This is a genomic window from Terrihabitans rhizophilus (genome assembly GCF_033898525.1).
GTDB lineage: Bacteria > Pseudomonadota > Alphaproteobacteria > Rhizobiales > Methylopilaceae > Flaviflagellibacter > Flaviflagellibacter rhizophilus.
On the sequence record NZ_JAXAFJ010000003.1, the window covers coordinates 323,536 to 336,314 of the forward strand.

General features: G+C 65.5%; 13 protein-coding genes. 9 read left to right on the forward strand and 4 right to left on the reverse strand.

Going from position 1 to position 12,779, the window contains the following annotated elements:
• Nucleotides 1-17 precede the first annotated feature (17 nt).
• The 9 genes from SCD90_RS07830 to SCD90_RS07870 all read left to right on the forward strand — a co-directional run bounded on the left by SCD90_RS07830 (nt 18) and on the right by SCD90_RS07870 (nt 8,535).
• Complete coding sequence (locus tag SCD90_RS07830; RefSeq protein ID WP_319844090.1) at nt 18-1,061, forward strand: AbrB family transcriptional regulator; 1,044 nt, start codon at nt 18-20, stop codon at nt 1,059-1,061.
• Nucleotides 1,062-1,186: 125 nt separating this feature from the next.
• Nucleotides 1,187-2,383, forward strand: coding sequence for an amino acid ABC transporter substrate-binding protein (locus SCD90_RS07835; protein WP_319844091.1), 1,197 nt, complete (start codon nt 1,187-1,189; stop codon nt 2,381-2,383).
• Nucleotides 2,384-2,443: 60 nt separating this feature from the next.
• Nucleotides 2,444-3,310, forward strand: a complete 867-nt coding sequence (locus SCD90_RS07840; RefSeq protein ID WP_319844092.1) for a branched-chain amino acid ABC transporter permease — start codon at nt 2,444-2,446, stop codon at nt 3,308-3,310.
• Nucleotides 3,307-4,251: a branched-chain amino acid ABC transporter permease gene (locus SCD90_RS07845; RefSeq protein WP_319844093.1), complete on the forward strand. Its 945-nt coding sequence runs from the start codon at nt 3,307-3,309 to the stop codon at nt 4,249-4,251. Before SCD90_RS07840 ends, SCD90_RS07845 begins: the two co-directional genes overlap by 4 nt.
• Entirely contained in the window at nt 4,248-5,003 is a 756-nt protein-coding gene (locus tag SCD90_RS07850) for an ABC transporter ATP-binding protein (protein ID WP_319844094.1), read from the forward strand. Before SCD90_RS07845 ends, SCD90_RS07850 begins: the two co-directional genes overlap by 4 nt.
• Nucleotides 5,000-5,719, forward strand: a complete 720-nt coding sequence (locus SCD90_RS07855) for an ABC transporter ATP-binding protein (RefSeq protein WP_319844095.1) — start codon at nt 5,000-5,002, stop codon at nt 5,717-5,719. The genes SCD90_RS07850 and SCD90_RS07855 overlap by 4 nt, the downstream gene beginning before the upstream one ends.
• Before the next feature lie 4 nt (nt 5,720-5,723).
• Complete coding sequence (locus SCD90_RS07860) at nt 5,724-6,377, forward strand: 2-hydroxychromene-2-carboxylate isomerase (protein ID WP_319844096.1); 654 nt, start codon at nt 5,724-5,726, stop codon at nt 6,375-6,377.
• 31 nt (nt 6,378-6,408) lie between these two features.
• Nucleotides 6,409-7,653, forward strand: coding sequence for a threonine synthase (locus SCD90_RS07865; RefSeq protein ID WP_319844097.1), 1,245 nt, complete (start codon nt 6,409-6,411; stop codon nt 7,651-7,653).
• A 120-nt stretch (nt 7,654-7,773) separates the two neighbouring features.
• Nucleotides 7,774-8,535, forward strand: coding sequence for a DeoR/GlpR family DNA-binding transcription regulator (locus SCD90_RS07870; RefSeq protein WP_319844098.1), 762 nt, complete (start codon nt 7,774-7,776; stop codon nt 8,533-8,535).
• A 3-nt stretch (nt 8,536-8,538) separates the two neighbouring features.
• On the opposite strand, the gene SCD90_RS07875 is transcribed toward SCD90_RS07870, so the two are convergent.
• The 4 genes from SCD90_RS07875 to SCD90_RS07890 form a co-directional block, all read right to left on the reverse strand.
• Nucleotides 8,539-9,348 (reverse strand): ABC transporter permease, encoded by an 810-nt coding sequence (locus SCD90_RS07875; protein WP_319844099.1) that lies wholly within the window; start codon nt 9,346-9,348, stop codon nt 8,539-8,541.
• Nucleotides 9,349-9,353: 5 nt separating this feature from the next.
• Nucleotides 9,354-10,262: an ABC transporter permease gene (locus SCD90_RS07880; RefSeq protein WP_319844100.1), complete on the reverse strand. Its 909-nt coding sequence runs from the start codon at nt 10,260-10,262 to the stop codon at nt 9,354-9,356.
• A 1-nt stretch (nt 10,263) separates the two neighbouring features.
• On the reverse strand, nt 10,264-11,385 hold the full coding sequence (locus SCD90_RS07885; protein WP_319844101.1) for an ABC transporter ATP-binding protein: 1,122 nt from the start codon (nt 11,383-11,385) through the stop codon (nt 10,264-10,266).
• Nucleotides 11,386-11,449: 64 nt separating this feature from the next.
• Complete coding sequence (locus SCD90_RS07890; RefSeq protein WP_319844102.1) at nt 11,450-12,595, reverse strand: ABC transporter substrate-binding protein; 1,146 nt, start codon at nt 12,593-12,595, stop codon at nt 11,450-11,452.
• Nucleotides 12,596-12,779 lie beyond the last annotated feature (184 nt).

Consider the following 12,779-nt stretch of genomic DNA (forward strand, 5'->3'; position numbering starts at 1 on the left):
CGCGCCGGTTGAACGGCATGGATGCGGTTTCGGTGCGGAGATGGCTCTGGCTTGCTGCGGCTGTACTCGTGTCCTGTGCGATCAGCCTTGCGTTGGACCTCGTGGCCTTTCCGGCCGCATGGCTCAACGGCGGCCTCGCCGGAGCGGCGCTGGTCGCTGCCTTTGGAGGGCGGTTCGCACTGCCATCAGCGGCGATCAACACGTCCTATGTCATTCTCGGCATGACCTTCGGCTCGGCGATCACCGCCGAGGTCGTCGGGCATGCTGCGGTGTGGCTCGGCACGATCTCCGTCTCGATCATCTCGCTCGGTGTGATGATGGTGGGGGCCACATGGTATCTGTGGCGCGTCGAGAAGTGGGACGTCCGCACCGCCTTCTTCGCGACGGCTCCCGGTGCGCTGCCGGCAGTGATCGCGACGGCGGCAGACTTCCCTGTCGATCACAAGAAGATCATCCTCTCGCAGACCGTCCGGCTGGTCACGCTGATGGCCACGGTGCCGTTGATCTTCCCTCATCCACCTGCCGGGCTGGATGCCCTGCCGACCTACCATGCGTCGATCACGCCGGGTGATCTCGCCCTGCTGGCAGCGGTCTCCACAATGGGTGGGGTGCTGGCCTTGCTGTGCCGGTTGCCGGCCGGCCTCATGGTGGGATCTCTCGCGGCAAGCGGCGGGCTTTACGCGACGGCGAGCGTGCAAGGCGAAATCCCCGCCGTGATCCTGAACGCCGCGATGTTGGTGGTCGGCATCATGATCGGTGCGCAGGTTTCGAGGCTTACCCTGCGAGAACTCGTCGGCTCGATGCGTGCGGTCACCGTCGTGTTCGGCATAGGCGTGGCGGTCTCGTTGGTGTCCGCGGCGGCAGCTTCGGCGCTCTTCGACCAGCCGCTGGAGCTTGTGCTCCTCGCTTATCTGCCGGGCGCGATGGAAGGCATGACGATCCTGGGCTTTATCCTTGGCCTGGACCCGGCTTTCATCTCTGTGCACCACATCGTCCGGTTCATTTTCGTGGTGGCGATGCTGCCGGTCGTTGTGCACGTCACCAATGTGGGACGGACGTAACGCTCGATGACCGACGCGACATGCTCGCAACGAAAAAACACAGATCAAAAATGATATTATCAAGACTTCACATACGTTGTCTGTGGGTATACGGAAGGGCCCTGAAATTGCGGGGATTATGCGTGATGAAGCTCTTGCTAGGTAACCTGCTGATGGCCATTGGCCTCGTCGGCGGTCTTTCGGTGGCACAGGCCCAGGATGTTCTGAAAATCGGAGCACCGCTGCCGGTGACCGGCGCGCTCTCGCCGGAAGGCACCAAGCTGAAGCAGGGCTATGAGCTTTGGCAGCAGCAGGTGAACGATGCCGGCGGCATCAAGGTCGGCGACAAGCAGCTGAAGGTCGAGCTGCGCTATTACGACTACCAGTCGCAGACGCCACGCGCCGTGCAGCTGGCCGAGAAGCTGATCACCGACGATAAGGTGGACTTCTTGTTCTCGCCGTTCGGCTCCGGAGCCGCGAAGGCGACGAGCGCGGTGGCCGAGAAGTACGGGGTGCCGATGATCGCCTCCTCCGCCTCGTCGGCCGAGGTGTTCAACCAGGGCTATCAGAACCTCTACGGCGTCTACACCGACAACAGCACCTTCAGCGAGCCGCTGGCCGATGTCATCACCTCCAAGATCCCGGATGTGAAGCGTGTGGCCATCCTGGCCCGCAACGACCTCTATCCGCTCTCGCTGGCGAACGAATTCGAGAAGAGCGCCAAGAAGCGCGGCCTCGAGGTGGTCTTCTTCGAGAAGTACGCCATCGGGACGCTCGACCATTCTTCCGCGCTGACGCAGCTGCGCGCCACAAACCCGGACTGGATCGTGGTGACGGGTTACATCAACGACCTCATCACCGTCCGAAAGCAGGCGGCCGAGCTGCGCGTCACCGGCAAGGCGCTGACGCTCATCAACGGCCCGGCCTACCAGGAATGGATCAACGCTGTCGGTCCGCTGGCCGAGAATGTAACCACCGCAAGCTGGTTCCACCCGGTGGTGAAGTACCAGAGCGAGGACGTGTTCGGATCGTCGGCCAAATTCGTCGAGCTTTTCCGGGCCAAGTACAACGGCGATCCCGACTTCACCCAGGCTTCGGGTTCGGCTGTCGGTGTCGTTCTGCAGCTTGCCATCGAGCGCGCGGGGTCCACGGATCGTGACGCGGTGCGCGCTGAGCTGAAGAAGGGCGGGTTCAAGACCTTCTTCGGTCCCATCTCCTTCGCGCCCTCCGGCATCGCCAACTCCTATGTCCCGCCGGTTCTCCAGCTCCAGGGCGGCAAGGTGCAGGTGATCTATCCGGCGGAGATTGCCACCGGCGAATTCAAGGCCGGGCTGGCCCAGTAACCATCAACAATCAGGTCGCGGCCGTGATCCCCTGGATCGCGGCCGCAGGATATGTCCCGCATGCTCTGGCTACAGGTTCTCGTCAACGGGCTTGCGATCGGGGGGCTTTACGCCTGCATCGCCGCCGGGTTCTCCCTTGTCTGGGGCGTGCTGAACGTCATCAACATCCTGCACGGTTCCATGATCGTGCTGGGCGGCTACCTCGCCTTCTTCGCGCACCAGCAATGGGGCATCAACCCCTTCCTGTTCGCGCCGGTCGCGGGTCTCGTGCTCTTCGTCTTCGGCTACGCCCTGCAGCGCCTCGCCATCAATCCCGTGATGTCGCGGCCCTTCCTCATCACGCTGCTGCTGACCTTCGGCCTCAACCTGTTTCTCGACAACGCGATGATCGCGCTGTTCAGCGCGGACTTCCGCAAGGTCATCCTCGATCCGCCGCTCGGCGTCTTCGAGCTTGGCGGCATCATCCTGCCTGTGGACCGCGTCTACGCGACGCTCACTGGGCTCGTCATCGTGGGTGCGCTCTGGATCTGGCTGCGCTCGACCCAGCTTGGCCGCGCCATCATTGCCGTTCGCATGGACCGTGACGCGGCCGCCTTGCTGGGCATCAACGTCTCGGGAACCTACGCCATCGCCTTCGGGCTCGGCGCCTTCATGGCCGGCAGCGCCGGCGCCCTGCTGAGCGCCATCTTCCCCATCTCGCCGCTGGCATCGGCCGGCTATCTCGGCAAGGCGTTCGCCATCTGCGTGCTGGGCGGTCTCGGCAGCATTCCCGGCGTGGTGCTTGGCGGGTTCGCCCTGGGTGTCATCGAAAGCTACGGCGCGCTGTTCCTCGGACCCGAGCACGCCGTCACGGTGGCCTTCATGCTGCTGATCGTGCTGCTGATGGTGCGCCCTTCGGGCCTGCTGGGCCGGAGGGGCTTCGCATGAACCCGCGCAACGCCGTCCTTGCCATTGCTGCGCTGGCGGTGCTCGCGCTCGTCGCGCTGCAGGCCGACAATTACGTGCTGCGCCTCGCCACCATGTTCGGCATGTACGCCACGCTCGCGATGGCATGGAACATCATCGGCGGTTTCGCGGGCTATCCATCCTTCGCGACGGCCGCTTTCTTCGGCCTTGGCGCCTATGCCACGGGCGTGGCGCAAACCAATGGCGTGCCGCTGCTTCTCGCCTGGGGCTGCGCGGGCCTGCTCGCCGCAGGCTTCGCGGCGCTTCTTGGATCGGCCATCCTCCACCTGCGGGGACGCTACTTCGCCATCGCAAGCCTTGTCGTGGCCGACGTGCTGCGCGAACTCACCAATTCCTGGACCGATGTGACCGGCGGCGGCATGGGCATGAACCTGCCGCTGATCGGAGGCTCGGTCGTCGACGATGCCTATGTCTACCTGGCCGCCATGCTCATCTTGGCCGCCGCGACATTCGGCACAAGCCTCTGGCTCGATCGCTCGAAGCTGGGCGTCGCCCTGCGCTGCATCGCGCAGAACGAGGACGCCGCACAGATCATCGGCATCGATACACGCCGGGCGAAGACCATCGCTCTGGTCCTGTCCAGCCTGTTCGCAGGCTTGGCCGGCGGAGCCTATGCATCCTGGGTGACCTATATCGACCCGACCGATGTCTACGACGGCGCACTTTCCGTGAAGCCGATCTTGATGGCGCTGCTGGGCGGCGTCGGCACCGTGTCCGGGCCTGTGCTGGGCGCGCTGGTCTATCTGGGGCTGGAAGAGCTGCTCTGGCGCAATCTTCTCGACTTTCACGCCGGCATTCTCGGGCTGCTCGTGGTCCTGCTGGTCCTGTTCCTGCCGGGCGGCCTTCGGCAACTGCGCGGGCGCGGGCTCGTCGGCTGGCTCAAGGGGAGGTTTGCACGATGACCGAGCCGCTTCTCAGCATCGAGCATCTCGGCAAGCGCTTCCGCGGCCTTCAGGCTCTGGACGACGTGACGCTGGAACTGAAGCAGGGCGAGGTCGTCGGCCTGATCGGTCCGAACGGCGCCGGCAAGACGACCCTGATCAACGTCATTACCGGCGTGCACAAGCCAAGCGCCGGCACCATCCACTTCCGGGGGGAATCCATCGCCGGCATGCGGCCGGACCGCATCGCACGGCGCGGCATCGCCCGCACCTTCCAGATCGTGCAGCCTTTTCCCGCCATGACGGTGCTGGAGAACGTTGCGGCCGCCGCCCTGTTCGCGGGCGGCGAGACAAGCCTGGCCTCCGCACGCGGCAAGGCCGCCGAGCATCTCCATTTCTGCGGCTTGTCGGATCAGGCGGACAAGCCGGCCGCCTCCCTGACGCTCGCCGGCCGCAAGCGGCTCGAGCTGGCGAAGAGCCTTGCCCTGAACCCCACCCTCCTGCTGCTGGACGAGGTGAATGCAGGGCTTAACACCGCCGAGATCGACCATGCGCTGGAGCTCATCCTGTCCATCGCGGCACGAGGGGTCACGGTCCTGCTAATCGAACACCTGATGAAAGTCGTCACCCGTGCGGCCAGCCGCATCGTCGTGCTGCATCATGGCCGTCTGATCGCCGACGGCGCCACGCGCGAGGTGATGGCCGACGAGGCGGTGGTGGAGGCTTATCTTGGCCGCCGCTATGCCGCCCGCCTCGCAGGAGCCGGGATATGAGCGCTCCGCTGCTCCAGGTCTCCGGCCTGCAATCCGGATACGGCGACGTTCAGGTGGTTTGGAACGTGGACCTCGCCGTCCAGCCCGGTGCGGCCGTGGCCCTGATAGGCTCCAACGGTGCGGGCAAGACCACGATCCTGCGCACCCTGTCCGGGCTGCTGCGACCCCTTGCGGGGCGCATCACGTTCGGCGGCGAGGACATTGCGGACTCGCCGCCTGCAACTGCGGTGCAGCTGGGCTTGTCCCACGTGCCGGAAGGCCGCCGCCTCATCACGGGCCTCAATGTCGAGGACAATCTGATGCTCGGCGCCTATCTGCGCCGCGACGGCCGCGCGGCGATCCGGGCCGATATCGAACGCATGTACGAGCTGTTCCCGCGCCTCGCGGAACGGCGGCGGCAGGACGCCACCACCATGTCGGGCGGCGAGCAGCAGATGTGCGCCATCGCGCGTGGGCTGATGGCCGCTCCCCGCCTGCTGATGATCGATGAATTGTCGCTGGGTCTTGCGCCCGCGATCGTGGACCAGCTGGCCGAAACCCTGAAGACCGTCCGCAACGGCGGCACCAGCCTTCTCCTCGTCGAGCAGGATGTGGAGATCGCGCTCGAACTGGCGGACCATGTCTATGTGATAGACCAGGGCCGTACCGTGCTCGACGGCCCCTCGGCCCTGATCGCGAACGAGCCGAGCATCCGCGAAGCCTATATCGGGAGCTAATGCCATGACCGACCCGCAGCACCCCCGGATCGACTACTATTTCAGCTTCATCTCGCTGTGGTCCTATGTCGGCAGCCTTGCCTTTCAGGATCTCGTGACGCGGCACGGCGTCGAGGTGTCGTACCGCCCCATCAATCTGATGGAGGTGTTCGCCCATGCAGGCGGCAAGCCGGTGAAGGAAAGGCCGCTGCAGCGGCAGGCCTACAGGCTTGTCGAGATGCAGCGCTGGCGCGAGATCCGGGGTATTCCGCTCAACCTTCATCCAAGATTCTACCCGGCAGACCCTTCCTTGGGTCATCGGATGCTACTGGCCGCCCTGCGCGAGGGGCTGGATGTGGCAGCCTTTGCGCATGCCGGCCTCAAGGCCGTGTGGGGCGACGAACTGGATATCGCGGACCCCGACACGCTCGTGCAGCTTGCGGACAGGAGCGGCCTCCCGGGGCGCGACCTTCTGGCGGCTGAGGGCGACGAGGACCTCCGCGCCCGTGAACTTGCGCTGACGCGGGAGGCCAAGGATCGGCAGATGTTCGGGGCCCCTTACTATTTCTATCGTGACGAGCCGTTCTGGGGGCAGGACCGCCTCGATCTTCTTGAGCGCGCCATCGTCTCACAGCGCGCTCCCATTCTCATGGATGCGCAACTGGCCGCGAAGAGCTGAACCGCAGATACGGTAGGGCAGGGAGACGCATATGACGATCAACCAGAACGTGACGGCCGAGCGGCCCAACTTCGTCAGCCATCTGGAATGCTCCCTGACAGGCGAGCGCTACGAGGCCGGCCAATTGCATGGCCTGTCGCGAGCCGGACGCCCTCTTCTCGTGCGCTACGACCTTGAGGCCCTTGCCCGCACGCTCAAGCGTGAAGAGCTCTCCTCCCGCCAGACGGATCTGTGGCGCTGGCGCGAACTCCTGCCGGTGCGCCATGCGGAGAACATCATCGCGCTGGGCGAGATCGAGACGCCCCTCATCCCGATCCCCGTCTCGGGAGGCGCGGGGGTTCTGGTCAAGGATGAGGGACGCCTGCCGACCGGCTCCTTCAAGGCGCGCGGTCTTGCGCTGGCCGTGGCGATGGCTCGCGAGCTTGGCGTAAAGCGCATCGCCATGCCGACCAACGGCAATGCCGGCGGCGCGCTGGCGGCTTACGCCTCGCGCGCGGGCATCGAGACCATCGTGCTCTGCCCGGAGGAAACGCCCGAGGTGAACGTTCGCGAGATTGCTGCGCAGGGCGCTCGTGTCTGGCGCGTCAACGGCCAGATCGACGACTGCGGAGCCATCGTCGGGCGCGGTGCGGCGGAAGGGCGGTGGTTCGATTTCTCGACCCTGAAGGAGCCCTACCGCATCGAGGGCAAGAAGACGATGGGCCTCGAACTGGCGGCGCAGTTCGGCTGGCAGTTGCCGGACGCGATCTTCTATCCCACCGGCGGCGGCACGGGGCTGATCGGCATGTGGAAGGCCTTCGATGAGCTGGAAGCCCTTGGCTGGATCGGCTCGGCACGGCCGCGCATGTATGCGGTGCAGGCCTCCGGCTGCGCACCCATTGTGCGGGCCTTCGAGGCAGGCGAGGAGCATGCCGAGCGCTGGGAGAATGCGGCCACGGTGGCGGCGGGCATCCGCGTGCCCCGCGCAGTCGGCGATTTCCTGATCCTGCGGGCGGTGCGCGCCTCGGGCGGTCGTGCCCTGGCCGTCGACGACGACGCGATCCTCAACGCGGTCGATGACACCGCGCGCCAGGACGGGCTGCTGCTCTGCCCTGAAGGCGGGGCGACGCTGGCAGCCTATCGCAAGGCTGTTACCGACGGCCTCGTCGAGCGCGGGGAACGGGTCGTTCTCTTCAATTGCGCGACGGGCCTGAAATACCCGCTTCCGCCCGCCGAAGGACGGCTCGACCGCCATTCGGCTCTTGATCTCGACGTGCTGGCGCCGCTCAGGGCCTGAGCGACGCGCCATATACCGTGTGCGGGGACGGGCCGCTGACCGAAGTGACAGGCTCCACCTACCCTCTGAAGAAGGTAGGGCTTATCCTTGCGCGATGACGACACAGAACGCCGACGCAGCATGACGGCCGCCAAGTCACGGCGGCAGGCGCTGATCCTTGCCGAGCTCAATGGCAGCCCAAGCCTCCGCATCGCCGAACTGGCAGCGCGAATGCAGGTCTCGACGGAAACGATACGGCGCGACCTCGACGAGATGACGGGGCAGGGGTTGTTGAGCCGCACCTATGGCGGCGCGGTGCGGACGCTCTCCACCGAGCCGAACGTCACGGAACGTCACAGCCTGCTGGTGGCGGAGCGCGAGCGCATCGGGCGGGTGGCGGCCGATCTCGTGAAGGCCGGCAACGTGCTGATGATCGGCTCCGGCTCCACCACGGTGCACACGGCGCGGCGCATTGCGGCGATCACCAAGAACATCACCGTGATCACGCATTCCTTCGGGGTGGCGACGGTGCTGGCGATCAATCCCACCATCAAGATCCTGATGCTGCCCGGCGACTACCACGCGACCGAAGGCGCGACGGTGGGCGTGCAGACCGTTACATTCCTCAGCAGCTTCTATGCCGATTTCGCCATCCTCGGCGCGAGCGGACTGACGGGAGAAGGTCCGACCGACGCGCTGATCGAGGCCGGCGCCGTCTACGCGGCGATGACCCAGCGTGCGGCGACCACCGTGATCGTGGCTGACCATTCCAAGTTCGACCGCATCTTCCCCGCGCGCTACGCCGGCTGGCGCGAGATCGGCCATCTCGTCACGGATCGGCCGCTCAGCGAGGGCCTGTCGCGCAGCATCGTGCCGAAAGGCGTGGACGTGGTGGTGGCCTGAACCCTACTGCGTGGCGGCGGAGCGGCGCCGCAGCAGCATGACGACCAATCCGCCAGTCAGGAGCAGGACGGCGGCGGCCAGCGTGCTCATCGTTCCCAGCGCGGGCACCATCGGCGAGTAGCCCGCCACCATCTTGGAATAGAGCCATTTCGGCACCGTGGAGTCTGCGCCGGCCGTGTAGAGCGAGAGCGGGAAATTGCCCCACGAGAGCAGGAAGGCGAACAAGGCGCCCGACCAGATTCCCGGCCACAGGATGGGCAGCGTGATCTCACGGAGGATGAACAGGCGGCTGGCGCCAAGATCGAACGCCGCTTCCTCCAGCACCGGATCGAAGCTGTAGACCTGGATGGCGATGACGAGCGTCACCACGGGCACGATCCAGACCAGATGCGCGATGGCGGCGGTCTGCCAGCTTGGCATCACGCCGATGGCGTTGAACCACAGCAGCAATGCCAGCCCGAGCACCGGCTGAGGGAAGAAGATCGGCAGCAGGATCAGCTTCTGGTAGAGCCGCCGGCCCTTCCAGTCGTAGCGGGCGAAGGCCAGCGCGCCGAAGAAGGCGAGCAGCACCGAGATCACGGTAACGATGGCGGCGATCGTCAGCGAGTTCTGGACCAGGACGCCGATCTCGAAGCTGTCCTTCGTCTTCTGCCACCACTCCACGGTGAAGGCGCGGACGGGAAAGGCGAAATACCGGCCTTTCGACAGTCCCGCCAGCGCGCCGCAGACAATGGGAAGATAGACCACCAGCACGACGAAGGCGGTCCAGGCTGCGATGAAGAAGCGGGTGCGGCGTGCGCCGGGCGTGTCCATCGTCGTTACCTGCGCCCGAGGATGCGGTCGAGATCGAGCTTCGACATCACCAGCAAGGCCAGCCCGCTCACGATGATCATCAGCAGGACGGCCAGCGCCGAGCCGAGCGGCCAGTTCTGCGCGTAGGTGAAGGCGATCTCGATATCGTGCGTGATCATGATGACGGACTGCCCGCCCAGGATCTTGCTCTCGGCCACCGCACCCGCCGCCAGTACGAAGGTGAGCAGCATGCCGATGAGGATGCCCGGCATGGCGAGCGGCAGTTCGATCTCGCGCCAGATCATCGTGCGGGACGCGCCGAGATCGCGCGCCGCGTCCACGAGGTCGCGCGGCACCATCGCGAGGCCAAGCGTCATCGGGAACAGCATGAAGGGCAGGTAAACATAGGCCATGCCGAACAGGATGATGCCGGGTGTGTAGAGCACCTCGGGACCGCCGGCGAAGCCGAGCAGCTTCAGCGTGCCGTCCAGCACCCCGTTCTTGAGGAAGAACAGAACCCAGCCGTAGAGCCGCACATTCTCCGAAACGAAAAGCGGGAAGACGAACAGCACGCTGACGAAGCCTGCCCAGCGCCCGAACACCCGGTTCAGTCCATAGGCGATGGGATACGCCACCACCGCCAGCACCACGACGGTGGCGAAGGCGAAGGCCAGCGCCCATGCGAACGACATCCACACGGTGTTCGCCGGGTCGAGGATCTCGGCGAAGTTGGCGAGGGTGAAGGAGCGGAAGACATCAAAGCTGCGCGGGGTGGCGAATGCATAGGCCGCGACGGTGACGAGCGGCGCCACGAAGCCCAGCAGCAGGAACAGGATGACGGGGCTCGCGCAGCGCAGCCCCGCGGGGATGGCGAACGAGCGTGGCGGCTGCTCCCCGGCGGCCGAGGCGTGATCCACGAGCGCGATGTCGGCCATTTCAGGCCTCGACCACGATGGCATCGGCGGCGTCCCAGCCGACAAGCACGTCGGCGTCCGGGGCTCCGCGCCAGGCCTGTGCACGCGAGAGCTCCAGCAGCACCGTGCGTTCGCCCACACGCACCTGGTACTGGATGCGGGAGCCCAGCGAGTATTCGTTGTAGATGCGGCCGCGAAGCACGTTGTCGGCAGTGGAGGCGGCGTCCACGAAGCGCATGAACTCGGGACGGATCACCACGGCCGCCCGTGCGGCGTCTGCCATCTGCCGGGGCAGAGCGAGCCTGATCTCCTGCCCGCTGTCGTCCGCGGTCCAACGCATGCCCTCACGCGAGACGCCGACGACGTTCACCTCGCCGACGAACTCCGAGACGAAGCGGTTGGCGGGACGGGTGTAGATCTCCTCGGGCGTGCCGACCTGGACCAGCCGCCCGGCCTGCATGACCCCGATGCGGTCCGACATCACCATGGCCTCCTCGAGGGAGTGCGTGATGTAGATGAAGGTCTTGCCGCTCTCCTTGTGGAGATCCTTCAGCTCCTTCTCCAGCACCTTCTTGAGCTTGTAGTCGAGTGCGGAAAGAGGCTCGTCGAAGAACAGGACGTCCGGGTCGTAGGCGAAGGCGCGTGCCAGTGCGACCCGCTGCCGCTCGCCGCCCGAGCATTTCATGACGTTCTTTCCGTAATAGGCCTCCGGCAGCCGCACCATGCGCAGCAGTTCCAGCGCACGCTCCTTGCGCTGCGCCGGCGGCACGCCCTTCACCTTCAGCGGAAACTCGATGTTCTGGCCCACGGTCTTGTGGGGGAACAGCGCCAGCGACTGGAAGACGAGGCAGGTCGGGCGCTTGTTGGCGGGCAGGTCGTTGATGAGCTCGCCGCGCAGGGTAATGTTGCCTTCGCTCGGCGCCTCCATGCCGGCCAGCATCCGCAGCAGCGTGGTCTTGCCGGAACCGGAAGGCCCCACGATCGTCAGGAACTCGCCCTCGCGGATGTCGAGGTCGATGCGCTCCACCGCGGAGAAGGCGCCGAAGGTCTTGCGCACGCCGACGAGTTGCAGCACGGGGCGCGGCGTGGGGACCGGCACCGCCTCAACGGTGGCGGGATCCGGTGCGGCCATGGCTAGGGTCATACTGGACTGTTCCACTGCTCTTCCGGGGAGCCGGGGCGGCGCATGCTGCCCCGGCCTTGGCGCGTCAGCCGCGCTGGCGCTTTGCGGCCGTCATCAGGTCGAGTGCCTTGTCGTAGTCGGGAACGATGTCGTACTCGGCGCACCGGGACATCTCCTCCTCCAGGCTGTCCCACTGGATGGCGTCGAGCTCCTCCTTGGTGAACAGCCCGAAGCACTTCGGATCGCCCATCTGCGACACCGGGTTGAAGGTGCCCTCCGCGAAGGCGACCTTGTGCGCGATATCGGGAGCCTGGACGTATTTCAGAAACTCCACAGCCATCGGCGACAGATTGGGATTGTTGACCGTGGAGGTGATCTCGATCCAGGACAGTCCGCCCTTGCCGTTGAGAGGCCCCTTCAGCGGTGTGATGGCGCGCAGTTCGGGATAGCCATCGGCCCGCGCCGGGGAGACGGAATAGGTGCCGCCGGTGAACTGGAGGTCGATTTCGCCGGCCACCAGCGCCTGGTTCATGCTGGCGATGTCGCCCACGAGCTTGGCGCCCTTGAAGATGCGCACCGCCGTGTCGCTGAACTTCTGCATCTCCTCGGGGGTGTGCTCCTTGAACGGGTCGATGCCCGCCACGAGGAAGATGTTGAAGACGTTCCAGTCGTCGGATTCCTGGATGCCGTATTTGCCGGCAAGCGAGGGATCGTTGAACAGGTCCCAGCCCTGCTCCTCGGCGGTGGAGCGGCTGATCTTCTTGGTGTTCACCACGAAGCTGTAGGGCCCGAAGCGCTGCGCCATGCCCAGCAGGTCCTTGCCGTCGTCGCTCATGGCCCAGCGGTAGGGCGGCTTGAACTGCGGCAGCATCTTTTCGAAGTAGGGCTCGAACTCGGCCTTGGGCAGCGGCTTGATGAGGCCTGCCGGGTGCATGACCTTTCGTGCCCACGGATTGTTCACATTGATCAGATCCCAGACGGCGGTCTCACCCGCGCGCAGGCGGTTGATCATGGTGGGATCGTTGGTCAGGCTCTCCGCCTTGACGGTGGCGCCCGTAGTCTTGCGGAAGGGGTCGAGCACCTCGGCCGAATTGTAGCCTTCCCAGCACAGGATGTTCAGCTCCTTCTCGCGGGCTGCGAAGGCGGATCCCGTGGCGGCCAGCGGCGCGCCGAGCGCGACGGCGCCTGCACCCATCAGCTGAAGGACATTACGTCGGGAATAGCCTCTCATCGCCTGTCTCCAAGTCCGATCCGTGCAGGCCAGCATCGGCTCCGCCCACGATGTTGTAAGTCTTGCATCAAGATGCCAGGTTTACAACATTTTGTTGGTACGGCATGGTCGGGCGTGGTCAGGCGCCTTTGTGCGTGCTGCATCCGCCTCCTTGCTTAAATCGTGCCAAACCGCCGAGGGTCAC